The organism is Streptomyces sp. WAC07094 (assembly GCF_036320405.1).
In the GTDB taxonomy this organism is placed as follows: Bacteria; Actinomycetota; Actinomycetes; order Streptomycetales; family Streptomycetaceae; genus Streptomyces; species Streptomyces lannensis.
The window spans coordinates 4,421,165-4,447,087 of sequence record NZ_JAVMJZ010000001.1 but is presented as its reverse complement, the minus strand read 5'-3'; the positions used below and the strand labels follow the sequence as shown (position 1 = coordinate 4,447,087).

General features: G+C 72.6%; 16 protein-coding genes, 2 tRNA genes, 1 pseudogene and 1 riboswitch. Of the genes and pseudogenes, 7 read left to right on the top strand and 12 right to left on the bottom strand.

Going from position 1 to position 25,923, the window contains the following annotated elements:
* Nucleotides 1–33: 33 nt before the first annotated feature.
* On the bottom strand, nt 34–1,686 hold the full coding sequence (locus RCR19_RS19585) for a SpoIIE family protein phosphatase (RefSeq protein WP_331266319.1): 1,653 nt from the start codon (nt 1,684–1,686) through the stop codon (nt 34–36).
* 212 nt (nt 1,687–1,898) lie between these two features.
* A complete protein-coding gene (locus RCR19_RS19580) occupies nt 1,899–3,299 on the bottom strand; it encodes an NAD(P)/FAD-dependent oxidoreductase (RefSeq protein ID WP_331266318.1) in 1,401 nt (466 codons plus the stop codon).
* Nucleotides 3,300–3,677: 378 nt separating this feature from the next.
* Between RCR19_RS19580 and RCR19_RS19575 the strand changes: the two genes are divergently transcribed.
* Nucleotides 3,678–4,445: a helix-turn-helix domain-containing protein gene (locus tag RCR19_RS19575; protein ID WP_331266317.1), complete on the top strand. Its 768-nt coding sequence runs from the start codon at nt 3,678–3,680 to the stop codon at nt 4,443–4,445.
* A gap of 210 nt (nt 4,446–4,655) precedes the next feature.
* Here the strand turns inward: RCR19_RS19575 and RCR19_RS19570 are convergent, their stop codons facing one another.
* Nucleotides 4,656–8,048 (bottom strand): BTAD domain-containing putative transcriptional regulator, encoded by a 3,393-nt coding sequence (locus tag RCR19_RS19570; protein ID WP_331266316.1) that lies wholly within the window; start codon nt 8,046–8,048, stop codon nt 4,656–4,658.
* Nucleotides 8,049–8,124: 76 nt separating this feature from the next.
* Nucleotides 8,125–10,209 carry an asparagine synthase-related protein gene (locus tag RCR19_RS19565; protein ID WP_331266315.1) on the bottom strand — a complete coding sequence of 695 codons (2,085 nt, stop codon included), beginning with the start codon at nt 10,207–10,209 and terminating at the stop codon, nt 8,125–8,127.
* Between the two features lie 684 nt (nt 10,210–10,893).
* On the opposite strand from RCR19_RS19565, the gene RCR19_RS19560 reads away from it, so the two are divergent.
* The 4 genes from RCR19_RS19560 to RCR19_RS19545 all read left to right on the top strand — a co-directional run bounded on the left by RCR19_RS19560 (nt 10,894) and on the right by RCR19_RS19545 (nt 16,033).
* The gene (locus RCR19_RS19560; protein WP_331266314.1) at nt 10,894–12,315 is read left to right on the top strand and encodes an MFS transporter; all 1,422 of its coding nucleotides are present in this window, start codon (nt 10,894–10,896) and stop codon (nt 12,313–12,315) included.
* Between the two features lie 159 nt (nt 12,316–12,474).
* Nucleotides 12,475–13,713, top strand: coding sequence for an L-2-hydroxyglutarate oxidase (gene lhgO / locus RCR19_RS19555; protein ID WP_331266313.1), 1,239 nt, complete (start codon nt 12,475–12,477; stop codon nt 13,711–13,713).
* Between the two features lie 104 nt (nt 13,714–13,817).
* Nucleotides 13,818–14,639, top strand: coding sequence for a tRNA (guanosine(46)-N7)-methyltransferase TrmB (gene trmB / locus RCR19_RS19550; RefSeq protein ID WP_331269492.1), 822 nt, complete (start codon nt 13,818–13,820; stop codon nt 14,637–14,639).
* A 53-nt stretch (nt 14,640–14,692) separates the two neighbouring features.
* A complete protein-coding gene (locus tag RCR19_RS19545; protein WP_331266312.1) occupies nt 14,693–16,033 on the top strand; it encodes a PrsW family intramembrane metalloprotease in 1,341 nt (446 codons plus the stop codon).
* 83 nt (nt 16,034–16,116) lie between these two features.
* Here the strand turns inward: RCR19_RS19545 and RCR19_RS19540 are convergent.
* The 5 genes and pseudogenes from RCR19_RS19540 to RCR19_RS19520 all read right to left on the bottom strand — a co-directional run bounded on the left by RCR19_RS19540 (nt 16,117) and on the right by RCR19_RS19520 (nt 21,352).
* Nucleotides 16,117–17,050: pseudogene (locus RCR19_RS19540) on the bottom strand (aldo/keto reductase).
* A 161-nt stretch (nt 17,051–17,211) separates the two neighbouring features.
* Nucleotides 17,212–18,249, bottom strand: coding sequence for a M23 family metallopeptidase (locus tag RCR19_RS19535; protein ID WP_331266311.1), 1,038 nt, complete (start codon nt 18,247–18,249; stop codon nt 17,212–17,214).
* An 11-nt stretch (nt 18,250–18,260) separates the two neighbouring features.
* A riboswitch (cyclic di-AMP (ydaO/yuaA leader) is annotated at nt 18,261–18,417 on the bottom strand.
* Between the two features lie 233 nt (nt 18,418–18,650).
* Nucleotides 18,651–19,721 carry a PP2C family protein-serine/threonine phosphatase gene (locus tag RCR19_RS19530; protein ID WP_331269491.1) on the bottom strand — a complete coding sequence of 357 codons (1,071 nt, stop codon included), beginning with the start codon at nt 19,719–19,721 and terminating at the stop codon, nt 18,651–18,653.
* A gap of 304 nt (nt 19,722–20,025) precedes the next feature.
* Nucleotides 20,026–20,099: transfer RNA gene (locus tag RCR19_RS19525), tRNA-Met, on the bottom strand.
* 104 nt (nt 20,100–20,203) lie between these two features.
* On the bottom strand, nt 20,204–21,352 hold the full coding sequence (locus tag RCR19_RS19520) for a dihydrofolate reductase family protein (RefSeq protein WP_331266310.1): 1,149 nt from the start codon (nt 21,350–21,352) through the stop codon (nt 20,204–20,206).
* A 92-nt stretch (nt 21,353–21,444) separates the two neighbouring features.
* Here RCR19_RS19520 and RCR19_RS19515 point away from each other — a divergent pair, with 92 nt between their 5' ends.
* Complete coding sequence (locus RCR19_RS19515; RefSeq protein ID WP_331266309.1) at nt 21,445–21,954, top strand: MarR family transcriptional regulator; 510 nt, start codon at nt 21,445–21,447, stop codon at nt 21,952–21,954.
* 139 nt (nt 21,955–22,093) lie between these two features.
* Entirely contained in the window at nt 22,094–22,771 is a 678-nt protein-coding gene (gene ribA, locus RCR19_RS19510) for a GTP cyclohydrolase II (protein ID WP_331266308.1), read from the top strand.
* 122 nt (nt 22,772–22,893) lie between these two features.
* On the opposite strand, the gene RCR19_RS19505 is transcribed toward ribA, so the two are convergent.
* The 3 genes from RCR19_RS19505 to RCR19_RS19495 all read right to left on the bottom strand — a co-directional run bounded on the left by RCR19_RS19505 (nt 22,894) and on the right by RCR19_RS19495 (nt 25,907).
* Entirely contained in the window at nt 22,894–23,604 is a 711-nt protein-coding gene (locus RCR19_RS19505) for an N-acyl homoserine lactonase family protein (protein WP_331266307.1), read from the bottom strand.
* Between the two features lie 658 nt (nt 23,605–24,262).
* Nucleotides 24,263–24,338, bottom strand: a tRNA-Lys gene (locus RCR19_RS19500).
* A 117-nt stretch (nt 24,339–24,455) separates the two neighbouring features.
* Entirely contained in the window at nt 24,456–25,907 is a 1,452-nt protein-coding gene (locus tag RCR19_RS19495) for an amino acid permease (RefSeq protein WP_331269490.1), read from the bottom strand.
* Nucleotides 25,908–25,923 lie beyond the last annotated feature (16 nt).

The window sequence follows — 25,923 nt, the reverse complement described above, 5'->3', positions numbered from 1 at the left end:
TGCTTCGCACCCCTGGGCGGCCCCGCTCAGCGGTCAGCCGGCTCCCCGGGGCAGCGCGAACTCGCACCACACGGCCTTGCCACCGCCCGGCGTCCGGCGCGAGCCCCAGTTCGAGGCGATCGTCGCCACGATCGCGATGCCCCGTCCCGCCTCGTCCGCCGGCTCCGCGCGACGACGGCGGGGCAGATGGTCGTCGCCGTCCGTCACCTCGATGATCAGCCGACGGTCCGTGCGCCGGAGGCGCAGCCTCATCGGCGGGACTCCGTGCTGAAGGGAGTTCGCGACGAGTTCGCTCGCGGCCAGTACGCCGAGGTCGTGCAGATCCGTCGGGAACCGCCAGCTCGTCAGCACGCCCGAGGCGAACGCACGCGCGCGCGGGGCCGCCTCGACGCCCCCGAGCAGGTCCAGGGCGGCGTTGCGGAACAGATCGCCGTCCGGCCCCGGTCTCGCCGGGTGCTGGAGGACCAGGAGCGCCACGTCGTCGTCGTGTCCCGCGGTGACGCCCGCCGAGCGCAACAGGCGGTCGCAGATCACCTGCGGCGTGCCCGTGGCCCCCGCGAGTGCGCTCTCCAGCGCCGCGATGCCATCGTCGAGGTCCGCGTCCCTGCGCTCCACCAGGCCGTCCGTGTACAGGACGGCCGTGGCGCCCGGGCCCAGCGGTACCGAGCCGGACGCGTGGATCCAGCCGCCGGTGCCGAGCGGCGGCCCGGTGGGCTCGTCGGCGCGCAGCACCACTCCGCTCTCGTCCCGCACGAGGATCGGCAGGTGACCCGCCGACGCGTAGACCAGACGTCCCTCGTTCGGGTCATGGATGGCGTACACACAGGTCGCGATCTGGTTGGGGTCGATCTCCTGGGCCAGACCGTCGAGGAGCTGGAGCACCTCGTGCGGAGGGAGGTCCAGACGGGCGTACGCCCGTACGGCCGTGCGCAGTTGGCCCATCACCGCGGCCGCGCGGACCCCTCTGCCCATCACGTCGCCGATCACCAGTGCGGTGCGGCCGCCGCCGAGCGTGATCACGTCGTACCAGTCGCCGCCGACCGCCGCCTCCGTGCCGCCCGGCTGGTAGGTGGCGGCGATGCGCAGGTCGTCGGGCTCTTCGAGTTCCTGCGGCAGCAGGGAGCGCTGGAGGGTCACCGCGGTTCTGCGCTGCTCGCGCTCGCTGGCCCGCAGCCGTTCGGCGGCCTCGGCGTGGTCGGTGACGTCGGCGGCGAAGACGAGCACGCCCCTGGCCCTGTCGCCGGGCACGTCCACCGGAGTGCACGTGAACGTGTACGAACGGCCGCTCGGCGCCTTGCGGGACTTCACCGTGCGCGGCTTGGAGCTGCGCAGGACCTGGTCGAGCAGCGGGAGCAGCCCGAGCTCGTCCAGCTCGGGCAGCGCCTCGCGCGCCGGTTCACCGACGGGGCGCGCGCCGAAGGCCGCCACATAGGCGTCGTTCACATAGGCGATGCGGTGCTCGGGGCCGTGCACGAGGGCGACGAGGGCGGGGATCCGGTCGAGGACCTCTCGGGCCGGCAGCTCGTCGACGGCGGGCACGCCCGGCGGGTCGTCGGTGAGCCGCTCGGCGCGGGCCACGGGCACGGAGCCGTCACCCAGCCGATCCGGGGAGACCGTGTGCTCGGTCCGCGCTGCGGCGCGGCGCTGCGTTCCGGGGAGCCGGGCGCTCCAGCGCGTGAAGTTCACCGATTCCTTGCCTCGTCGTTGTCGTCTCCGGCCCGCTCCGGTTCCGGTCGGGGTCCGGTCCGGAGGCCCGCCCCGGGGGTACGGCCCAGTCGGGGGAAGCCTGGTGGATGCGCCCGGGCGAGGGTCGGCCCGCCCACGGTCGTGGACCAGTCTCCCCGACCGGGCCGACATCCGTCAGACGTCGGCCCTTTCGGCGGAGTTCCTGGATCCGGTCAGGACGACCCCTTCGGGTGCCCAGGAGGCTTTCCACCGGCCGCAAGTTCGAACTCCGCGCGGGGGTGTTCGAGTGAACCGAGAGAGACGATCTCCCGCTTGAAGAGCCCGGCCAGGGTCCATTCGGCCAGCACACGCGCCTTGCGGTTGAAGGTGGGCACCCTGCTGAGGTGGTACACGCGATGCATGAACCACGCAGGGTACCCCTTCAGCTTGCGCCCGTAGACGTGGGCGACACCCTTGTGCAGTCCCAGGGAGGCGACCGAGCCCACGTATTTGTGCGCGTACGTCTCCAGCGCCCGGTCGCGCAGCGAGCGCACGATGTTGTCGGCGAGCACCCGTGCCTGGCGCACCGCGTGCTGGGCGTTGGGCGCGGTCTCCTGGCCCGGTTCGGCGGCGGTGACGTCCGGGACGGCCGCAGCGTCGCCCGCGGCCCAGGCGTGCCGGACGCCGTCCACGGTGAGTTCGGGGGTGCACTTCAGGCGACCGCGGCCGTTCAGCGGAAGGTCCGTGGCGGCCAGCACGGGGTGCGGTTTCACTCCGGCGGTCCACACGACCGTGCGCGCGGGGAAGCGTGCGCCGTCGGAGAGGACGGCGACCCGGTCGACGCAGGACTCGAGCCGGGTCTTCAGGCGTACGTCGATGTTGCGGCGGCGCAGTTCACTGACCGTGTAGCGGCCCATCTCCTCGCCGACCTCCGGCAGGATGCGGTCGGAGGCCTCCACGAGGATCCACTTCATGTCCTCGGGCTTGACGTTGTGGTAGTAGCGCGCGGCGTAACGGGCCATGTCCTCGAGCTCGCCGAGCGCCTCCACGCCGGCGAATCCGCCCCCCACGAAGACGAAGGTGAGGGCCGCGTCGCGGATCTCGGGATCGCGCGTGGAGGAGGCGATGTCCATCTGCTCGATGACGTGGTTGCGCAGCCCGATGGCCTCCTCGACCGTCTTGAAGCCGATGCCGTGCTCGGCCAGACCGGGAATCGGCAGCGTGCGCGAGATGGAGCCCGGGGCGAGGACGAGTTCGTCGTACGACAGCTGCTCCGTCTGCCCGGTCTCCTCGGTGGCGAGCGTGTCGAGCGTGGCGGTGCGCTTGGCGTGGTCGATGGAGGTGACCTCGCCGACGACGACCCGGCAGCCTTCCAGGACCCGCCGGAGCGGGACGACCACATGGCGCGGCGAGATGGCGCCGGCGGCCGCCTCCGGCAGGAAGGGCTGGTACGTCATGTACGGATCGGGCGACACCACCACGATCTCGGCCTCGCCGCACGCGAGTTCCGCCTTGAGTCTGCGTTGCAGACGCAGGGCCGTGTACAGGCCGACGTAGCCGCCGCCGACGATGAGGATGCGCACACACTTCGGGGGGTCGGGGGGCGTGCCCCGATGGGTTGCAGCCGTCACCATCCCATGACGCATCGGACTCTGGAGTTTGTCCACAGCCCCGGCAAATTGTGTGACCGGACAACGGCACGAGGCAGAGTTGGCCGAATTGCCGGACTGTGTGAAAGGACCGCAGGTCAGCAGGTGCGTGCGAGGTGTCGTTCGGGGGATCAATCGGGACGTAACCGCCCCGTACTCCGATCGGGGGGCGCTCTGTGCGGAACCTGCCCCTTCTGAATTGACCCCTGCTCAACTATGTTCGTGTGTCGACGGGGTGTAAGGGGTTGCGCTCGACCGGCCCGCGACGGGCGGACCTGGTCGCATACGGCGCTGGTTCCGTGCACACCGGCTTCCAATGGCGGGAAGTCTCCGGGGGGAGACGTCATCACCGGGGGATCGCTTATGCACATTCAGGACTCTCATTGGCCGTCCACGTCTGCCGTCGGACCGGCGGGCGCGATGAGCGCGGCCACGGGGAACGGACGCGGGGACGGTGCTCGGTCGACACCGCTGCGCGTGGACGCACAGCGCAACCTGGAACATGTACTGCGGGCGGCCCGCGAGGTCTTCGGCGAGCTGGGCTACGGCGCGCCGATGGAGGACGTGGCGCGCCGTGCCAGGGTCGGCGTCGGCACGGTGTACCGGCGCTTCCCGAGCAAGGACGTCCTGGTGCGGCGGATAGCCGAGGAGGAGACCTCCCGGCTGACCGATCAGGCCAGGGCGGCGCTCGGCCAGGAGGACGAGCCGTGGTCGGCGCTCTCGCGCTTCCTGCGGACGTCGGTGGCGTCGGGCGCGGGTCGGCTGCTGCCGCCGCATGTGCTGCGGGTGGGAGTGGCCGAGGACGGTCCGCAGGGGCCGGACTCCCTGCTGGTGGACGAGGCGAGGGTGCCGCAGCAGCGCTACCCGTCGGCCACCGAGCTCCGGCTCGTCGAGCAGCGGACCGCCGCGGAGCAGGACGACGCCGGTGCGGCCACGCTCCTCGAGGTCGTCGGTCAGCTCGTCGAGCGGGCTCGTGGCGCGGGTGAACTGCGGCCCGACGTCACCGTCGCCGACGTGCTGCTGGTGATCGCGACGGCGGCGCCGTCGCTGCCGGACCCGGCCCAGCAGGCGGCGGCCTCGGCCCGGTTGCTCGACATCCTGCTGGAGGGCCTGCGCTCCCGCCCGGCCTGAGCCGGTCGGCGCTCCGTCCGGGCCCTTGCTCGTCGGCTCTCCCCGGGCGCGGATCCTGTGCGGTCCGCGCCCGGGACACCGACCGCGTATCATCCGTCCCGGCGAGCCGTCCCACGAACTCGGGCGGTGCTCCACGAACGGGATCACCGGCAGGGGCCGTCCCGGGCTCCCACGACCCGGTTCACCCGCACATGGACGACGGGGCCCGGCTCATCGGACGGGATGGCGCGCGGATGCCTCCGCCAGGTCCGCCAGTACGTCCTCCGCCGTGAACGCGGAGCCCTTGGCCTGTTCGGCGTCGAAGCGTGCAGGGCCGAGGGCGTCCCGGGCCGCTTCCCGTGTCCGCTCGACCTCCGTGGACTCCGGTGCGGGCCGCACCGACGGACCGCGCCAGCTGTCCGCGGCGGCGAGCAGCCGGACCGCGTCGGCGTGCGCGCCCAGGCTTCCCAGGACGTTGGCCGCGGTGTCCACGAGTCCCGCCGTCACCGCCTCCGCGCACTGGCCCGACACCGCCTGGCGCAGTGCCTCGGACAGCTTGGGCAGACCGGACTCCGGTCCCGACTCGGCGACGGTGACGAGTGCGTCGACACCGTTCAGCGCGGCGACGAACTGCGGGGGCGGTGTGCCGCTCCACATCTCCACCCGCGCCCGTTCCCACCACTCCCGCGCCACGGCGGTCTCCCTGTCGTCCAGCGCCATGTGGGCGCGCAACAGCGACACGTACGCGCGGGCGTCCTGCACTGCGTACCGATCGGCGGCATCGCTCGCCTCGTCCAGCGCCGCCCGCGCGTCCTCCCGCTTCCCTTCGCGGTACGTGATCTCACCGAGCCGTGCGATGAGGAACGGGGTCTCCGCGTATGCCCCCACCTCGTGGGCGAGCCGCAGCGCCTCCTCGTACTCGCCCTGCGCCTCGGGGAAGTCGCCCCGCCCCATCGCCGCCTCGCCCGCCGCGCTGCACACCTGCGCACGCATCCAGCGGTCGCCCACACGGCGGCTGATCAGGCGGAGTTCGGCGAGGTCGCCGTCCACGTCGTGCAGACCGCCCTGCGAGTCGACGAGGACGTGCGTGCGGAGCATGAGGGTGACGCCGATCTCCCAGTCCTCGCCGTGCCTGCGGCAGTTGGCGAGCGCCGCGTCCATGGCGAGCCGGATGTCGTGCGGTTCGCCCAGGTAGTAGGCGGTCATCGGCCAGATGATGCCGGGCGGCCGGGCCGCGTCCCGGCCTCCCCGCGAGAAGTGCTCGTGCACCAGGGCGACGTACCGCTGCGATCGCTCGTTCCGCATCGATTCCGCCGGCCGCGACTCGGCGAGCAGAAACATGTGCAGGATCCGCAGTTTCATCCGCAGCGCATGGAGGGGGTGCCCCCGCTCGGCGTCCTCATGGGCGAGGAACGTGTCGACGGGGTCGACCGCCTCGAGCTCCTCGAAGGCGTCGACGGCGGGGCGCCCCGCGGAGGCGGTGCAGGACTCCGCGTCCCCGGTCCCGACCCGGCGCGGGACCGCCGTCGGCGCGGGAGCGCCCGGGTCATGGCCGGCGCGGGCGTCCAGGACCGCTCCGAGGCGCAGCAGGCGGTCCACCCACTCGGCGCCCTCACGGCGGAAGTTGCGCAGCCACCAGAACCAGCCCGTCGCGAGGGCGACGGCCGCCGCCTCCTCCTCGGCGCCCGCCACGATCGCCCGGTGCAGCCCGGTCCGGATGTTGTCCAGCTCGGTCTCCAGCCTCTGGATCCACGGGAGTTGATCGGCGGAGCGCAGCCTCGGCTCGGCCTTCTCGACGAGCGCCCGCACCCATCGGCGGTGCCGGCGCTCCGCCGCCGCACGCAGTTCGGGGACCTCGGTGGCCCGCTCGGCGGCGTACTCGTGGATCGTCTCCAGCATGCGGTAGCGCATACCGCCGCCGTCCGCGTCGTACGGGGCCGCGACGATCAGGGACTTGTCCACGAGCGCCCCGACGAGGTCGGCGGCGGGTCCGGTGCACACGGCCTCCGCGGCGGCCAGGTCCCAGCCGCCGGCGAAGACGGAGACCTCGCGCAGCACCGTGCGCTCCCGCTCGTCGAGCAGATCCCAGGACCAGTCGACGACCGCACGCAGGGTCTGCTGGCGGGGCAGCACCGTACGGCTGCCGGAGGTGAGAAGCCGGAACCGGTCGTCGAGGCGGTCGGCGATCTGCCGTGGGGTCAGCAACCGGAGCCGGGCCGCCGCGAGTTCGATGGCGAGGGGCAGACCGTCCAGGCGGCGGCAGATCTCGTCGACGGCCTCCGGGTCGCGGGCCGCGGGGGCGTCGGGGCGCACGGCCGCCGCGCGCTCCATGAAGAGCCGGTGCGCGGGGTCGGGCGGCAGGGGTTCGACCGGGCGGACCGACTCGCCGGGCACGCCGAGGGGCTCGCGGCTGGTGGCGAGGATCGTGAGCCCGGGGCAGTGGGTCAGAAGGGTCTCCGCGAGCTCCGCCGCGGCGCCGATCACATGTTCGCAGTTGTCGAGGACGAGGAGTTCGCTGCGAGGTGCGCAGTACTCGACCAGCAGGGCGACCGGATCGTCGTGGGGGACCGCCATGTCGTTGGTGATCAGCGCGGTCTCACGCAGACCGAGCGCGCTCACCACCGCGGCCGGCACCGCCTCGGGCCGGTCCAGCGGGGCCAGTTCGGCAAGCCACGCCTGCGGCAGCCCGGCGGCGGCCTCCTCGGCGAGCCGGGTCTTGCCCGAGCCTCCCGGGCCGGTGAGGGTGACCAGGCGCGACCTGCGCAAGTCCGAGCGGATGGCGTCGAGTTCGGGCTCCCGGCCCACGAAGGAGTTCAGGCGCGGGCGGAGGTTGCCCGTGCGGGCGGCGCGGGAGGCCGCCGGGGCGAGGGTGGGGCGTACGGGCGGCGACGGTACGGGCTCGGAGGGCTCGGGGGAGAGCAGCTCGGCGTGCAGCGACTGCAGTTCCGCACCCGGGTCGGCGCCCAGCCCGTCCGCCAGCGCACGACGCACGACCTCGTACGCGGCGAGCGCGTCCGCTGCACGCCCCGTGGCGCGCAGGGCGCGGATGAGGAGGGCGTGCAACGGCTCGTCGTAGGGACGGGACGAGGTCAGCTCCGTCAGCTCGGGTACGACGTCGTCGGCGCGGCCCAGGCGCAGATCGGCCTCGATGCGGGTCCGGTTCGCCGCGAGGCGCAGTGCCTCGGGACGTGCGGCGGCACCACGGTCCGGGAGGTCGGCGAGGGCGGGACCGCGCCACAGGGCCAGGGCCTCGCGCAGATCACCGGCGGCCGTCAGGGCGTCGCCCTCGGCGAGGGCCGCGGTGCCGCGCTGCACGAGGTCCTCGAAGAGGAAGAGGTCGACGGCGTCGCGGGAGGCCACGAGGCGGTAGCCGCCGGGCTCGGAGGTGACGGCGTCACGTCCGACGACCCTGCGGAGCCGTCCGACCAGGGCCTGGAGCGCGGCCGGGGCGTCCAGCGGCGGATCGTCGGCCCACACCTCGTCGATCAGGTCGGAGAGCGTGGCGGTACGGCCGGCGCGCAGGGCGAGCGCGGTGAGCAGGCCGCGCACGCGGGGGCCGCCGAGGGGGACTGGGGTTCCCCGGTCGTCCTCTGCTTGGGCGACGCCCAGGATCCTGTACCGCATCGGGCCATTCTGGCCGGGGAGGTGCGGTACGGCCACGTGGTTCGGCGTGGTGGAGCCCCGATGCACCGGGGGATGCCTACGCGCCCGCGCCGAGGGCGCGTCCCTGGGGGGCGATGCCCGCCGGCACGGCGCGCGCCCGGGCCGGGGTGCCCGTCCAGCAGGTGCCCCTTCGGGCCAGCAGGCGCCGCAGCCACAGTTCCAGGGCGACGAGGTCGGCGATCCCGTCCAGCGGGAGGGCGACGCCGTCCGCCGCGTCCCGCACCGCCTCGCGGACCACCCGGGCCTCGACCAGGCCCGCCTCGGCGAGGAGCGGTGTGTCGAACAGCGCCGTCAGGGAGTCCGCCGCCACCCGCAGACCGGTGCGGGCGGCCACGGCGGAGGACGCGTGCGTGGGTGCGCCCCAGCCGGGGGGCAGGCCGCCCACTCCCGCGCCCTCCAGCACGCTGCGCAGGATCGCCGCCCGCGCTCCCGGCTGCACACGGAGCGCCTCGGGGAGGGCCCGGCACGCGCGGACGACCTGGTTGTCCAGGAAGGGAGCGTGCAGGCGCTGGGAGCGGATCTCGGCCGCCTGTTCGAGCACCCGCAGGTCCGCCGCGTGTCTCGCCAGCGCCGCCCGGGCGCGGAAGTCGCCCGGCCGCTGTCCAGGACCCACTCCCGTCCGGCCGGCGGCTCCTTGGAGGCGAACCGATACTTCAGCGAGTGCCTCACCGGTGAGCCAGCGCGCCGCGGGCCCCGGTCTGGCCCAGGTGAGCGCCGCGAGCGACGCGCCCACGGCGCCTCCGGGCTCCTCGAACCGCCGCTGCATCAGCCGGTCGGAGAGCGCGTCGACCCCGGCACGGTACGACGTACGGGCCAGCCGTCGCGCCGCGCTGTACACCCGCGCGGGGACCATCACCGAGCCGTCCGCCTTCGCGAGCGCGGCCACCGGGCGCACCAGATGGCGCCGCTTGCGGTCCATCAGCAGGTCCGCCAGACGGGCCGGGTGCGCGTCGAGGACCTGGCGCGCGCCGTAGCCCGTGAAGTGGTCGGCGCTGCCCGCGGCCAGTCGTGCGCGATGCCGGGCCGCCGTCACCAGGGACGGGCCCGGTTCGTCGGTCAGCGGGCCCTCCAGGTCGGCGTACGGCAGCACCTCTTCGCCGCCGGCCACCACCACGTGGTGCAGACGGGGGTTCGCCGCCAGCGTGCCCGCCCGCTCCAGCTCCGCCTCGCGTCCTCCGACGGCCAGGTCGTTGAACGTGACGGCCAGCAGACGCTCACCCGCTCCGGTGCCGTGCCCGAGCACCGTCCCGGGCATCCCGGGCAGACCCGCGGCGAGCAACGCCAGCGTGCCGGAGGCCGGCCCGCCGGAGAGGTCGGAGCCGATGCCGGGCACGGGCATCCCGCGCGCGGCGCGGCGTTCGGCCGGCCCCATCCCGGGAACGGGCCCGGGGTCGATGTCGGTGCCCGGGACGTGCCGGGGCGCCGCCAGACGTGCGCGGACGGCGTCCACGAGGGCGTCGCGCACCGCGTCCACCGCCGCTCCCGGGTCCGCCGGGGGTGCCGCGACCGCGAGCGAGGCGACCGGCTCGTATCCGGCGATCTCGCGCGATCCCGCCCGCAGGATGAGCGCGTGGCCCGGCGGGATGCGCCGCACGCCGTCGTACGGGGTCGAGTCGTGCACCGCGGCCGGTACGTCGGGTGCGGCGAGGAGGGCCGCCAGGTGCCCGAAGTCCAGATTGGCCTCGATGAGGTCGGCGAGGGGGAGAGCGGCGGTCGCGTAGGCCGTGCCGCCCGCCCAGGGCGTGTAGAACACCGGCCGCGCGCCCGCGAGATCGCCGCACACCGTGATCCTGCGTCCGACCTGGACGACGGCGGTATAGCTGCCGGGCCAGGCGGTCAGATGGCGAAGTGCCCCTCCCCGGGCGGCGAACAGGCCGACGCGCAGTTCCTCGTCGGACGCCCCGCACATGCCGAGGACCGCGATCCGGTTCTGGGCGTCGGCCTTCACCACGCGCACCTCGTCCGGGCGCCAGTCGCCCACCGCCCACAGGGGGTCCGGGTCGCCCCACAGGAGTTGGGAGCCCACCGGGTGCACGGTCTCGCCGTCGTATCCGGTGGCCCCGGCCGACCCGGGCACTGCGGCTCCAGCGGCGGTGCTGCTCCAACCCACCAACCACCGCATCGACGCCTCCACAGGCTGGGGACAACCAGTGCACCGTACGAACGGCTCCCATGCTGCCACGAAGAGTGCCCCTGGGAGGGTGTGTGCACTGCTTGCGCGCCGTGGAATGCGCCCGTGCACGAACCGTCACGAGCCGGTGGACTCCCGTTCGGGAAACGGCCGCCGGGCGGAAGTCATGAGCGAACAGCGACGTGAATGCGCCCCCGAAATGCTCCCCGAAAACGCCCTTCGCGCCCTGAAGAGTGGTGGTAGGAGCCTTGATCGCCACTGAGGACCACCGTCGGATTTCGGCCAAATCGGTGGTGAGCGGGCAGGATTGGGCACGCTCCGTACAGGCCCTCGCGCAACGCACAGTCCGGGAGGTGGAGTTCACCTCCCGGACCGGTCCGCCGCCCGCGGGGATGAAGGCGGCGGTGTCCCCCAGCCCACTGGATCCAGTACAGCGGGCCGACCCACGCAAGGCCCATGGAACCGCTCCCCCGGTGGCCGGAGAAGAGCGCACGGACGGGCGCACGGCCACACGCCGGTAGCACGCCGCAACCGTCCGTGCCGAGGTACGGACCACAATCCCGCCATCCGGATTTAAGCCCCTTAACGCTTGGGATGCGGCGAACTACGCTGGGTTTACGAATGCCGCGCGGTTATGCCACCGCTGCGGCAGCCGTCTGTGTCGAGGGGTGACGCATGTCCAGGGAGCAACGCGGGCCGAACGAAAAACTCGGCGCCGTTCTCGCCCTCGCGGGAATCAGCAACGCAGGACTCGCCCGGCGCGTCAACGACCTTGGCGCCCAGCGCGGGTTGACTCTTCGCTACGACAAGACGTCGGTGGCGCGCTGGGTGTCGAAGGGGATGGTGCCGCAGGGCGCAGCTCCCCACCTCATCGCCGCGGCCATCGGCCAGAAGCTCGGCCGCCCCGTACCGCTCCACGAGATCGGTCTGGCGGACGCGGACCCCGCACCGGAAGTGGGCCTCGCCTTCCCCCGGGACGTAGGACAGGCGGTGAAGTCGGCGACGGAGCTCTACCGCCTCGACCTCGCCGGGCGCCGGACCGGCGGCGGCATCTGGCAGTCGCTGGCCGGATCGTTCGCGGTGAGTGCCTATGCGACCCCTGCTTCCCGCTGGCTGATCACACCGGCCGACAGCTCGGTGGCACGTGACCCGAGCCCCGGCGAAGGGGCGGGAGCGCCGCTGAAGGTCGGCCACAGCGATGTCCAGAAGCTCCGCGAGGCCGCGGAGGACGCACGGCGCTGGGACTCCAAGTACGGCGGTGGCGACTGGCGTTCGTCGATGGTGCCCGAATGCCTGCGCGTGGAGGCGGCGCCGCTGCTGCTCGGTTCGTACTCGGACGAGGTGGGCAGGGCGTTGTTCGGAGCCAGTGCCGAACTGACGCGCCTGGCCGGCTGGATGGCGTTCGACACGGGACAGCAGGAGGCCGCCCAGCGCTACTACATCCAGGCCCTGCGCCTGGCGCGCGCGGCCGCCGACGTGCCTCTCGGGGGCTATGTCCTCGCCTCCATGTCGCTGCAGGCGACGTACCGCGGCTTCGGCGACGAGGGCGTCGACCTCGCCCAGGCCGCCCTGGAGCGCAACCGCGGCCTGGCCACGGCCCGCACCATGAGCTTCTTCCGTCTCGTCGAGGCGCGCGCACACGCACGCGCGGGCGACGCCCAGGCGGCCGGCGCGGCGCTGAAGGCCGCCGAGGGCTGGCTGGAGCGGGCTCGCGACGGCGACAACGACCCGTCCTGGCTCGGCTTCTACTCCTACGACCGCTTCGCGGCCGACGCCGCCGAGTGCTACCGCGACCTCAAGGCACCCCGCCAGGTCCGCCGCTTCACCGAGCAGGCCCTGTCACGGCCGACGGAGGAGTTCGTCCGTTCCCACGGACTGCGCCTGGTGGTCTCGGCGGTCGCCGAGCTGGAGTCCGGCAATCTGGACGCGGCGTGCGAGCAGGGCGTACGGGCCGTGGAGGTCGCCGGACGCATATCGTCGGCGCGCACCACCGAATACGTGCGGGACCTTCTGCACCGTCTGGAGCCGTACGGCGACGAGCCGCGTGTGGTGGAGCTGCGGGAGCGGGCACGGCCGCTGCTGATGGCTCCCGCGTAGGCGCTCCGCCCGGCGGGTCCTGCGAGCGGCCGCCCGGCCGCCGCGCTTCGGGGCGGCGGGCCGTCGGGGGCGCTCCGGACCACGCAAGGAACCGCATATCGGCACAGCACCGCGCCGTCACGGGGCGCGGCCCGGTTTGAAGGCATTGTCGGTGGCGCAGTGCACTATCGAAGCCGGGAGGTGAAGCAGGTGCGGGAGAGCGCCTACGACTGCGACGTGCTGGTGATCGGGGGCGGGATCGTCGGCTTGTCGACGGCGTACGCGATCAGCCGTGCCTCTCCGGGCACACGGGTGACGGTCCTCGAGAAGGAGCCCGGCCCGGCCCGCCACCAGACGGGGCGCAACAGCGGGGTCATCCACAGCGGGATCTACTACCGTCCCGGCTCCCTCAAGGCCCGGTACGCGGTGCGGGGCGCCGCGGAGATGGTCGAGTTCTGCTCCGAGTACGGCATCGCCCATGCCGTCACGGGCAAGCTGATCGTCGCGACCGAGCGGGACGAGCTCCCCCGCCTGCACGCGCTCGTCCAGCGCGGCAGGGAGAACGGCATTCCCGTGCGCGAGCTCGGCCCGGCCCAGATCGCGGAGTACGAGCCGCAGGTGCGGGGACTGGCGGCCATCCATGTGGGCACGACCGGGATCTGCGACTTCGTTTCGGTCGCCCGGCGGCTGGGTGAGGCCTCCGGCGCGCAGATCCGGTACGGCGCGGAAGTGGTCCGGATCGATCGGCGTCCGTCCCTGGGCGCCGCCGTGCGCACCGACGACGGCACGATCCTGCGCGCCCGTGTGCTGGTGAACTGCGCCGGGCTGCACTGCGACGAGGTGGCCCTGATGACCGGCGACGACCCGGGGATGCGGATCGTGCCCTTCCGCGGCGAGTACTACGCACTGGCCAGGCCCGAGCTGGTGCGGGGGCTGGTGTATCCGGTGCCGGACCCGGCGTTCCCGTTCCTCGGGGTCCATCTGACGCGGGGGATCGACGCGGAGGTCCACGTCGGGCCGAACGCGGTTCCCGCGCTGGCCCGCGAGGGATACGGCTGGGGGATCGTACGGCCGCGCGAGCTGGGTGGGACGGTGGCATGGCCGGGTGCGTGGCGGATGGCGCGGCAGCACTGGCGGTACGGAACCGGGGAGCTGCTGCGGTCGGTGTCGAAGCGGGCGTTCACCCGGGCGGTGCGCCGGCTGCTGCCGGAGATCGACGAGGACGACCTGGTGCGGACCCTGCCCGGGGTGCGGGCGCAGGCCGTGCTGCGGGACGGGACGCTGGTGGACGACTTCCTGATCCACGAGGGCGCACGCGCGGTCCATGTGCTGAACGCGCCGTCACCCGCCGCCACGGCTTCGCTGCCGATCGGCAGGGAGGTGGCGCGGAGGGCACTGGCCGTACTGGCCCGGGACTGAAGGGCCCACGTCACGTCGGTACGGCGGCCGACCCCGGCCGTGCAGGCCCTAAAATTGGTCCCACTGTGTCTGACTCCCTCAACTTCGCTCCCGAAGATCACCAGATCGCCGTCGGCGGTCCGGGCGGCGGCCATGCCCCCGGCGTGTCCGTGCGTCACAGCCGCGCCAAGGGCGAGCCCCGGTTCCCCGACGGGCCGCAGGCCGATCCCGCCGGCTCGCACTTCGAGCGCCGGATCCGGAGCTTCCAGCCGCGGCGCAGCCGGGTGACGGCCGGGCAGGCCGACGCCCTGCAGCGGCTGTGGCCCCATTGGGGGCTGGACATCGACGGGCAGCGGATCGTCGACCTGGCCGAGTTGTTCGGGAACACCCGTCCGGTCGTCCTGGAGATCGGGTTCGGAATGGGCGAGGCCACCGCACGGATGGCGGCGCAGGACCCCGGCACCAACATCCTCGCGGTCGACGTGCACACGCCGGGGCAGGGCAACCTGCTCAATCTCGCCGACCGGAGCGGACTGACCAATGTCCGGGTCGGGAACGGCGACGCCATCATCCTGCTCCGCGAGATGCTCCGGCCGGACTCCCTCGACGGACTGCGGGTCTATTTCCCCGACCCCTGGCCCAAGAAGCGCCACCACAAACGCCGGCTCATCCAGCCCGAGTTCCTCACGCTCGCCGCCGCCCGCCTGAGGCCCGGCGCGCTGGTGCACTGCGCGACGGACTGGGAGCCGTACGCCCAGCAGATGCTCGAGGTACTGTCCGCACACCCGGACTTCGACAACACGCAGCCCGACGGCGGTTACGCGCCACGTCCCGACTTCAGGCCGCTGACCCGTTTCGAAGGCCAGGGACTGGACAAGGGTCATGTCGTGAACGATCTGCTGTTCCGCCGCGCAGAGCACCGAGACCAGCCCTCCGCCGACGACTGAGCGCCTGTCGCGCGCCGTCGCGAGCGGTTCCCCTCCTCGTTAGGGTCGATGCCGTGGCCACCTTCCCCCCGCATCCGATGCCACCCGGCGGCGACGCCGGCCGGGGCCGTGCCGGGCACCCGCACTGGTGGCAGAAGCGGTGGGTGCGCTACTGCGGGCTGACCACCCTGCTCACGCTCTCGGGACTCGTCATCCTCGCCCTCGTACGCCAACAGACCGGCACCGAGGGCTTTCTGGTCGGCCTCGGCCTCGCCGTGCTGCCCGTGCCGCTGCTCGTCGCCGCCTTCCGCTGGCTGGACCGGGTCGAGCCGGGACCCTGGCGAAATCTGATCTTCGCGTTCGCCTGGGGTGCCTGCGCGGCCGCACTGATCGCGATCGTCGCGAACAGTTTCGCGACCCGGTGGATAGCTACCGCGATCGCCGATCCCCACAGCGCCGACACGCTCGGCGCGACCGTCATAGCACCCGTCGTGGAGGAGTCCGCGAAGGCCGCGGCCGTACTGCTGGTCTTCCTCTTCCGCAGACGCGACTTCACGGGAATTCTCGACGGCGTGGTGATTGCGGGGGTCACCGCGACCGGCTTCGCCTTCACCGAGAACATCCTCTATCTCGGCACGGCCTTCGGCACGGACCGGTTGAGCGGCGGGCACGGGCTCACCTCCGTGACGGCCGCGACCTTCTTCGTGCGCGTGGTGATGTCCCCGTTCGCGCACCCGCTGTTCACCGTGCTCACCGGCATCGGCTTCGGTGTCGCCGCGCTCTCGTCGGAGCGCCGGCGCGTACGCCGTGTGCTGATCCCCCTGGGCGGGCTGCTGCTCGCGATGGGCATGCACGCCATGTGGAACGGCTCGTCGGCATTCGGCGACTACGGGTTCTTCGCGGTCTACGCGTCGTTCATGGCACCCGCGTTCGCCCTGCTGACCTGGCTGGTCGTCTGGACCCGGCAGAGGGAGCTGCGCACCGTGCGCGAGGAGCTGCCTGCCTACATGATCGCCGGCTGGCTGGGGCCCGTGGAGCCGCTCGTGCTCGGCTCGATGCGGGCGCGACGACTGGCCCGGGAGTACGCGGGGCACCACTTCGGCCGAGCGGGGGCGCGCTCCGTCGCGGAGTACGAGGCCTACGCGACATCGCTGGCGTTCCTGCGCCGCCGGGGGCGCCTCGGCCGGGCAGGCGCCGATTTTGTCCCCCGGGAGCGGGAACTGCTCTGCGAGCTGTGGGCACGCCGTGCGGTGGCGCGGCCGGCGCTGGCGGAGGCCGCGCGGTCCATGACACCGGCCATGCCACCGGTGACGGCGCCACCGGTACTGCCGATGTACGGAGCCGCGCCGGCGTACTGGTCACCGCCCTACGGCTCGACGGCACCACCTCCCGCGTACAACCCGTACCGCTCGTAGGGGTCGCCGCAAGGGTCCGGCGCCCGCCGGACCGGGCAGCGGTGACCGCTCGGCGAGGCGGCGGGACGGACCGGTCCGTGCCCTTACGCCGACGCGGCCGTCAGCTTCGCGGACTCCTCGTCCGTCAGCGACAGATCCGCCACCGCCAGCAGGGCCGGCAGCTGCTCCGGGGTGCGCGCGGAGGCGATCGGGGCCGCCACAGTCGGCCGGTCCGCCAGCCATGCGAGGGCCACGGTGGCGATCTCCGCTCCCCGCGCCTGCGCGATCTCGTCCAGGGCCGCCAGGACGCGTGCCGCCCGCTCCGACTTCAGGTATTCGCCGGCCCGCCCGGCCCTAGCCGAGTCCACCGTGGTCCCCGGACGGTACTTGCCCGTGAGGAAGCCGGCCGCCAGCGAGAAGTAGGGAACGGCCGCGAGACCCGCGCGGGAGGCGACGTCCTGCAACGCGCCCTCGTACGTGTCGCGCGAGACCAGGTTGTAGTGCGGCTGCCGCGCCAGGTTCTCGCGGTCGGAGACGTCGAGGGACTCCTGGAGACGCTCGGCGGAGATGTTGGAGGCCCCGATGGACCGGACCTTCCCGGCCTTCACGAGTTCGTCGAGCGCGCCGACGATTCTCCTCGACCGGCACCTCCGGCCGGTCGAAGTGCGTGTAGTAGAGGTCGATGTAGTCGGTGTCCAGACGGCGCAGGGACGCGTCCGCGGCGGCCTTGATGTTGGCACCGCTCAGGCCCGGGTAGTCCGGGTGCTGGCTGACCTTGGTCGCGACGACGACATCCGCGCGGTTGCCGCGCGCCTTGACCCACTTGCCGATGATGGTCTCGGACTCGCCGCCCTTGTTGCCCGGGGCGAAGGCCGAGTAGGAGTCCGCCGTGTCGACGAAGTTGCCGCCCGCGGCCGTGTAGGCGTCGAGTACGGCGAAGGACTGCGCCTCGTCGGCGGTCCAGCCGAAGACGTTGCCGCCGAGAGAGAGCGGGAAGACCTCGAGGCCGGAGGAGCCGAGTTTGCGAAGGGAAGTCATGGTTCATGAGAACGCGCCGACCGGACCGGCGCCTTCCGTGACAGCCGCAAAGATCTTGCAAACCATCGGATCCACCCATTCCGCCCTCGGCGCACCACGGCCGGTGGCCCTGACGTCGGGGGGATGCCGTCAGGGCCACCGGGGCCGGGAGAGGTCCGCGGTCAGGGCGTGAGGCCCCTGCTCTGCAGCCACGCCATCGGGTCGATCGCGTCACCGCCGCCCGGGTGCACCTCCAGGTGCAGGTGCGGCCCGGTCACGTTGCCGGTGGCACCCACACGGCCGATGACGTCGCCGGTGGCAACCTTCTGCCCCACGGTCACGCTGATGGACGACTGGTGGCAGAACCAGAGTTCCGTGCCGTCGTCGAGGGTCAGGATCGTGCGGTAGCCGTACGAGCCGGCCCAGCCGGCCTCCGTGACGGTGGCGCTGTGTATCGCCTTGATGAGCGTGCCCGTGGGCGCGGCGAAGTCGAGCCCGGTGTGGTAGCCGGAGGACCACATGGCACCGGCGTCACCGAAGCGGGAGGTCAGGGTGTAGGAGGAGGTCGGCAGCGCGTACTGCTTGGCGAGTGCGGCGAGCCGCTCCGCCTCGGCCTTCTTCTTGGCCTCTTCCTCTGCCTTCTTCTTCGCGGCGGCGGCCTTGGCCTTGGCGTCGTCCTGCGCCTTGACGGCGGCCGCGGCGGCCTTCTTCGCGGCGGCGTCCTCCGCCGCCTGCGCGGCCGCGGCGGCGATCCGGTCCTGCTGGGACTCGGCCTGCTGCATGATCCGGGCGCGCAGCGCCTCCCCCGCGTCCGAGGAGCCGGCGGCGGCCTCCTCGGTGGTCAGGCCGGCGCCGCTGAGCGCGGTGGCGGAGCCCTTCGGGGCACTGCTGGTGTCCGCGCCGATGAACTCCTTGGCCGAGTGGGTGACCGAGGAGAGGTCGGGCATGGATATGGAGACCGGAGGCTTGCCGCTCTGCGCGGTGGCCATGCCGCCCGCACCTACGGCGGCCATCACGCCGACGCCCAACACCGTGGAGCTGCGCGCGAGTCCGCCCCCGCGCTGCTTGGCGACGCGGTGCCGGCCGCGGACAGGGCGGAGGGACTCCTCGGTGGGGTTCCACTCCTCCCAGGGGCCCTCGTCGTTGCCAGATGCGAAGCCGAACGTCTGAGTGTCGTTCGGAGCGAACGAGGTGCTCTGGGCAGGCCGGTTGGACGCCACGTGGGCGCACTCCTTTCCTTCCGTCTCGCCTACCGGGTTAGCTGACGGGTTCGGAGAGGAAGGTCTCCTACGCGCGTATACCGACCGTGCTTCCACGGCGGTCTCCGCCCGATTCACCCCAAGGTGGTGGTTCCCCGGCTCCCTTGCGGGATTCGGCACACGCGCACGGAGCCGCCTCTTGTGACGGCTGGGACGACCGCGCTGCGTTATCGAACGTTAATAGACCCGGGGCCTTGATTCCAAGCTGTTCGGACAGATCATTAACGCTTCTGGCCTGGACTTTCCCGCCATGATCGGCGGAAAAGGGGCGAGTTGACCGCGCCTCTTAAACCTCAGACGTATTGACGGTAAGTCAGTTGTTATGCGGAGGGGGGTCGGTCACTCACCCTTGGTGACCGCGGTCATGGACGCTCGGGTCTGCGCACCGCCAGCAGGGCCATGTCGTCCGTGGCGCGGCCGCCGGTGTGGCGGGCGACCGCTTCGGTGAGCGCGGCCAGCAGTGCGCCCGGGCCGGCGAAGACCCGGCCGGTGAGGCCCGCGGCGAGGTCGTAGAACTCCCCGTGCCGATCACGCGCCTCGGAGACGCCGTCCGTGTAGAGCAGCAGTGTGGCCCCTGGCGGGAAGTCCCACTCCTCCGCGCGGTCGGGCCGGGCCTCGAGGGCGCCGAGGCCGAGAGGCATCGCGGTCTCGCGGGCCTCGAGCACGCGCAGACTGCCGTCCGGGAGCAGCATCAGCGGGGCGGGGTGACCGCGGTTGAGGATGCGGACCAGGTCGCCGCCGTGCGGGATCTCCGCGAGGACCGCGGTGGTGAACCCCTCGACCATGTCGGGGCCGTCGCGCCGGGTGCCCTCGCGCGACAGGGCCCGCTCCAGCCGTTGGGCGACGGCCTCCGGCGTCGACTCCTGTTCCGCGGCCTCCCGGAAGGCGCCGATCACCACCGCGACCACGGCCACCGCGCCCATCCCCTTCCCCCGCACGTCGCCCACGACCAGCCGTACGCCGTGCGGGGTGTCCTGCACGGCGTACAGGTCACCGCCGATGAAGGCGCCGGCCTGGGCCGCCTCGTACCGGGCGGCGATGTCGAGCCCGCCGATCCGTGCGGCGGGCTCGGGCAGCACGGCGCGCTGGGCGGCCTCGGCGATCCCGCGTGCGGAGGCGAGCCGCTCGTTCTTGCGGCGGACGAGCACGTTGATGAGGACGGCGAGCACCGCGACGGTGACGATGGTGACCGACTCGGTGATCGCACCGGCCCCGCCGAGCAGGCCGAGCCCGACGTGGACGGCGAGGACGGCGACGATCGCCGCCAGGCCGGTGAGAACCGTGCCGCGCAGCGAGTACAGGGGCGCGGCGACGAGGGGCGCCGCGGTGAAGAGGGGGCCGGCCGTGACGTCGGACGGGGTGAGGCAGTCGTAGCACGTGCCGACCACGACGAGCAGCACGGGCAGGGCAGACAGGATCGCCCGCGCGCGCACGAGGCGGCGGGTCTCACGCTCGGCCCGGCCTGGCCGCCGGACGTCCCCGGTACCGGGGACGCGGACGGGTTCTCCGGTGAGTAAGGCGTCGAGGCGGTCCTCGTCGTCGTAGGACTCCTGCAGCCACGGCGCACCTGCTTGCTGAACCACCCGTCCAGGCTTCCCGTAAGGACGGCGGGAGGCGACCGCTGTGGGCCGGCCGGAGTACGGACCGGCGGGACCCGCCCGGGCGGGGGCGAGGGAACGGGCACCGGGGAAACACCGAGGGCCGGAGTCCTCATGGACTCCGGCCCTCGACCATCAGTAGCGGGGACAGGATTTGAACCTGCGACCTCTGGGTTATGAGCCCAGCGAGCTACCGAGCTGCTCCACCCCGCGTCGTTGATTCAAGTGTACGCCATGCGCGCGACACTAATGACACGGGTTTTGCGGCCAGGGGCCCTCACCGGCTCTTTGCAGCCGTCAAGGGGGTGCGCGACGCCTCAGGGACGGCCCGGCGGGGGCAGCAGGTGGGCGTTCGGCGCCTTCGCCTGCTCCTCGTACTCCGGCAGGAGCACCACCTCCGCCCCGGCGGCCGTCAGCAGCGCGTTCCCGTCGGCGGACCGCACGAACGTGTCCGGTTCACGCCAGGCCGTCACCACCCGCCGTATCCCGGCGTCCAGGATCAGCCGGGCACACGGCGCGGGCCGGGACGAGCGGCGCGCGCACGGTTCCAGACTGCTGTACACCGTGGCGCCGGGCAGTCGCGGATCCTCCGGGTCCAGCTTGGCCAGGGCGGCCTCCTCCGCGTGGACCACGGGATCGCCCTCCTCACGGGAGTGCCCGCGCGCCAGCTCGGTGCCGTCGGCCGCGACGACCACCGCTCCCACGCTGAAGGCCGTGCGGGAGGGCGGGCACTGCGCCGCGAGCTCGCAGGCCGTCTCCAGCCACCGCCGGTCCGCGGCCGAGACGAGCGTCCCGGTTCCGGGCGCCGTGGGGACGTACCGCAGCAGCACCACGTCCCCGACCGTCCGCGCCTCCAGCAGCCGCATCCGCCCCGGCGGGTAGTCGCCGGGCCCGAACATCCGCGGCGCCTGCGCCTGCCCCACGAACAGCGGTGCGACCGCGAGCTGAAGCTCGTCCGCGAGCCCCTGCCGCAGCAGCTGGGTGTGCACACGCCCGCCGCCCTCGACCATCAGCCGCCGTACGCCCTTGACGTCCCCGAGGTGGTCGAGCACCGTCCGCCACTCCACGTCGGGGCCGAGCGCGACCACGTCCACGCTCCCCGGCAGCAGCCCGCGCAGCCGCTCGGCGCCCTTGTCCGTCGTATAGACGGCCTTCGCCCCGCCGGTGTGCCAGAACTGGGCGTCCGGGTCGAGGTCGCCGGACGCGCTGACCGTGACCTTGAGCGGGTATTCCGGCAGCCCTGCGGCGACCCGTGCCGCGCGGCGCTCGGGCGAGTTGACCAGCAGCCGCGGGTTGTCGATGCGCAGCGTGCCGGCGCCGACGAGTATCGCGTCGCTGCCCGCCCGCACCTCGTCCACCCGGTCGAAGTCCTCCGGTCCGGACAGCAGCAGCCGCGAGGGCCCGGTGTCGTCCAGGAAGCCGTCGAGGGAGACGGCGGCGGACAGCAGGACATAGGGGTGGGCCATGGGGTGCGCTCCAGTGGGACTTCGGTCGACAGCCAGGAAGGCCGCGCTGCTGACGCTTGGTTCAAGTTTTAAACAATAACTACACTGCCAGTATGACGACCCGCTGGCTCACCCCGGAGCAAGAGCGCGCCTGGCGCTCCTACATCGCCGCGTCCTGGCTTCTGGAGGACACGATCGACCGGCAGCTCCAGCAGGAGGCCGGCATGCCGCACCTGTACTACTCCGTGCTGGCCCACCTCTCCGACGCACCCGACCGCCGGATGCGGATGACCGATCTGGCCGAGGCCACGAAGATCACCCGCAGTCGGCTGACGTATGTCGTCACCCGCCTGGAGAAGGACGGCACCGTCCGCCGGGAGGGGTGCCCGACGGACCGGCGCGGCAGCATGGCGGTCCTCACGGACGCGGGGACGGCGTTGCTGGAGCGTGCCGCGCCGGGCCATGTCGAAACGGTCCGGGCCGCCGTCTTCGACCATCTCACGCCCGAGCAGGTGAGCCAGCTCGAGGCGATCTGCGACCGGATCACGGAGGCGCTCCAGGCGAGCGAGGAGCAGTCCACGTGCGGCGGCCTGCCCTGGCGGCGGCGTTCGTCCTCGGCGTAAGCCCCCGGAGGCCCCGCGGCCCCAAAAGGGTTGCTTGAACTTTAAAGCACGGGCTAGAGTCTCCGACCGAGGTTGTGCTTCAAATCTGAAGCAGCGGGGCACTCCGCACCCGCAGCCGGCCTGGAGGAGGACGACAGACATGACCGACCCACGCGACGCCACCACATCCGGCGACGGCGGCGACCCGACCCGCCTGCCCACCGCCACGGTCCGCACCCGCGTGACGGTCCCGCTGCGCTTCGGCGACGGCTACACGGTCACCGCCGACCTCGTCACCTTCCACGGCCTGGCCGACGGTCAGGAGCACCTCGCCGTGGTCCTCGGCGAGATGTCCGCCGACCGGCCCCCTCTGGTGCGCCTGCACTCCGAATGCCTCACCGGCGACGTCTTCGGCTCGGCCCGTTGCGACTGCGGCCCGCAGCTGCGCGAGGCGGTGGAACGCATCGCCGACCAGGGCGGCGTTCTGCTCTACCTCCGCCAGGAGGGCCGCGGCATCGGCCTCTACAACAAGCTGGACGCCTACGCCCTGCAGGACCAGGGTCTGGACACCTACGAGGCGAACGCCGCGCTCGGTCTGCCGGAGGACGCCCGCGACTACACGGCGGCCGCGCAGATGCTCCGCGCCCTCGGCATCAACAGCCTGGACCTGCTGTCCAACAACCCGGACAAGGCGGCGCAGCTCCGCGCCCTGGGTCTCGCGGTCACCCACGACGTCCCCACGGGCGTCTTCACCACGGCGCACAACGTCCGCTACCTCCGCGCGAAGGTGGTCCACACCCACCACACCCTGCCCCTCACGGAGCTGACGGCCGGCTGACGCGGCCGGCGACGCCGGTGTCCAGGACGGCCGGGGCGGCCTGGCCGCATGTCAGTCGTCGCGGCCCGCCCCCGGCCCGCGCCCGTGGCGCACGGCCTCCGCGGTGCCGCCTCCGAGCCGTGTCAGAGGCCGCCCTGCGACGGTTCCCAGACCGAGCAGTCGTGTGCGAAGAGCACACGCCGGGGGTCGAGATCGGCGAGCCGGTCCAGCCAGGACGGGTAGGCCGGGAGCGGCTGCTCCACGCCCTGTCGGGCGGCGTGGCGGGCCAGCTGGTCCGACGCGAACCCGGATGCGAAGTCATGGGCCTGACCGGCGAGGACCACGGTGCCGTCGTCCTTCCGCAGGACCAGGGACTGATGTCCCTCGGTGTGCCCCGGTGTGGGAACGACCCGGACCCCCGGCCAGATCTCGGTCTCCCCGGTGAGCTCCTCGTAGACGACACCGGGGAAGTCGACCAGCTCGTCGAAGGTGTGGTTGCCCCGCCGGGCGGTGGCCAGCTCCACGTCCTGCACGAGGACGGGCCTGCCCCCCAGAAGGGGATTCCCGCCGCAGTGGTCGAAGTGCAGATGGCAGTTCACGACGACGGAGATGTCGTCGAGGACGGCCCCCGCCGCGGACAGGGCCTCCTGCAGCGCACGGCGCCGGGGCCGGTAGTGCGCCTCGGTCCCGGGGTCCGCGGCGCCGATGCCGGTGTCGAAGAGGAGCAGGCCGCGCTCGTGTCGCACCAGATAGGCGAGCACCGGCTCCACCCGTGGCTGCCCGCTGTCCGTCTCCGAGGCGGGCCGGACGAAGTAACCGAGGTCGAGCCGACGCACCGCGATGTCTCTTCCCATGCCGCCATCCTCGCGGACCGCGCAGCGCACGACGGCTGATCTGCCGACAGCGAAGCGCACCGTCACCGTTCTGTTCCCCGCCGTGACTCGTGAGCGACAATGCCCGCACGAGGCGGACGGAGACGGGGTGTTTCGCGCAAGAGGGTGGTGGGTGGGTCTCGCCGTCTGTGTGCTCGCCGGCGTGCTGGCGTCGGCCGCCCTCACGCTCCTGACCTCGGTCCTTCTCATCGGCCTGCCCCACGGCTGGACGACGGCGACATCCTGGGCCGATGTCCGGCTGCGCTTTTCATGGATCGTCAGGTTCGTTGTCCCGGCTGCCGTCACCGTGCAGCTGACGATTCGTCTCCGTGACCGCGCTCGGACCCGAAGACGAGGCGACGGCCCCCGACCCCCGAAGAGGGGCGGCCTGCACCGTTGACCCGTCCGGCCGGGCACGCGGCCATGGGCGCCCCGACGTCGACCCGCGGCTTCTCGGCCATGCCCGGAGCCCGGTAGAGGAAGACGCGGCCGGCGTACCGCACCGGACGGTCCGGCAGCTGACCGGCGTGACCACTCGGCGGCCGCTTCACCTGCGCAGCTTCCTGCCGAGCCCGCCGTCCCGAAGACGGCGAAACCCCCGCCGACGCAGGTCGACGAGGGTTTCGACCCCGAGGGGTCCTGGTAGGCCCTGTGGGACTCGAACCCACAACCAATGGATTAAAAGTCCACTGCTCTGCCAATTGAGCTAAGGGCCCAGGCGATGTTGCCTCCCCGAGCATAGCCGGAGGAGGCCGGGACTCCGATCGGGTATCGGTGACCCGGCCACACCGACGGCCGAGATCCTGCGGATGGCCCCACCGCCCCGCCCGGTCCTACGGATCCTCCACCGTCGGCGCCCCGGCCCGCGCCGCCTCCCGTGCGCGGGTGCGCGCGTGCTCGGGGTTCAGGAACCAGTGCCGGGCCGACACCACCCACCAGGTCGCCGCGAAGCCGAGCACCGCGAGGACCGCCACCGGGGCGTAGTTGAAGGTCTCCCAGGTGACCGGGGAGACCTGGGGCAGCATGAAGAGGATCGTGATGACCCCGACCCACCCGACCGACACCACCCCGACGATGTGCGACCAGCGGCCCAGGTGCCAGGGCCCGCGTTCGAACGCCTCGCCCTTGCGCACCCGCAGCAGGGTCGGGATCACATAGGCGACGTACAGCCCGATGACGGCGATCGAGGTGACGGCCGCGTAGGCCGTGTAGTTGATCAAGTACGGCAGACCGAGGGCCAGCGCGCCGAGCGCGGCGAGCCAGACGGCCGCCACGGGTGTCCGCGTACGCGGATCGACCGTGTGCCAGACATGCGAGAAGGGCAGGGCGCCGTCGCGTGAAAAGGCGTAGATCATCCGGCTGTTGGCCGTCACCGACGCCATCCCGCAGAACAGCTGGGCGCCGATCACCACCAGGAGCAGCAGCTTGCCCGCGGTCGCGCCGAGGGCGTCCAGCAGGATCTGGGCGGGCGGTGCGCCCGTCGGGGACGCGAGCTCCTTGTCGTAGGACTGGATGGCGAAGGTGAAGCCGAGCAGCAGCACGAACCCGGCCACCCACGACGTCCAGATCGACCGGACGATCCCCTTCGGGCCGGCCGTCGACGCGTCGTGCGTCTCCTCCGTCATATGGGCGGAGGCGTCGTAGCCGGTGAAGGTGTACTGGGCCATCAGCAGCCCCAGCAGCACCACGTAGACCCCGCTGCCCCAACCCGTGTTGTTCACGAACTTCGAGAACACGAAGGACGCCGACTGGTGGTGGTCCGGCACGAAGGCCAGCGCTCCGACGATCACCCCGACCCCCACCACGTGCCACCAGACGCTGACGCCGTTGAGGAAGGCGACGATCCGGACGCCGAAGGTGTTCAGCAGCCCGTGCAGCACCAGGATCGCCGCGAACAGCAGGACCGTGCGGCCCGGTGTCACCTCGAAGTCGAACTGGAGGTTGAGGTAGGCGCCCAGGAAGGACGCGGCGCCGAAGTCGATCCCCGCCGTCACCGCCACCTGGCCCAGCACGTTGAACCAGCCCGTGAACCAGGCCCAGGCCGCGGCGGTCCGCGGGGGCGCGAGGCGGTGGGCCCAGAAGTACAGGCCCGCCGAGGTCGGATACGCCGAGCAGATCTCGGCCATGGACAGTCCGACGAACAGGGTCATCAGGCCGACGACGACCCAGCCCCAGGTCATCACGGCCGGGCCGCCCGTGTTCATGCCGAACAGATAGAGCGTCAGGCAGCCCGAGAGAACCGAGATGATCGTGAAGGACACCGCGTAGTTGGAGAACGCCGACATCCGGCGGGCGAGAACC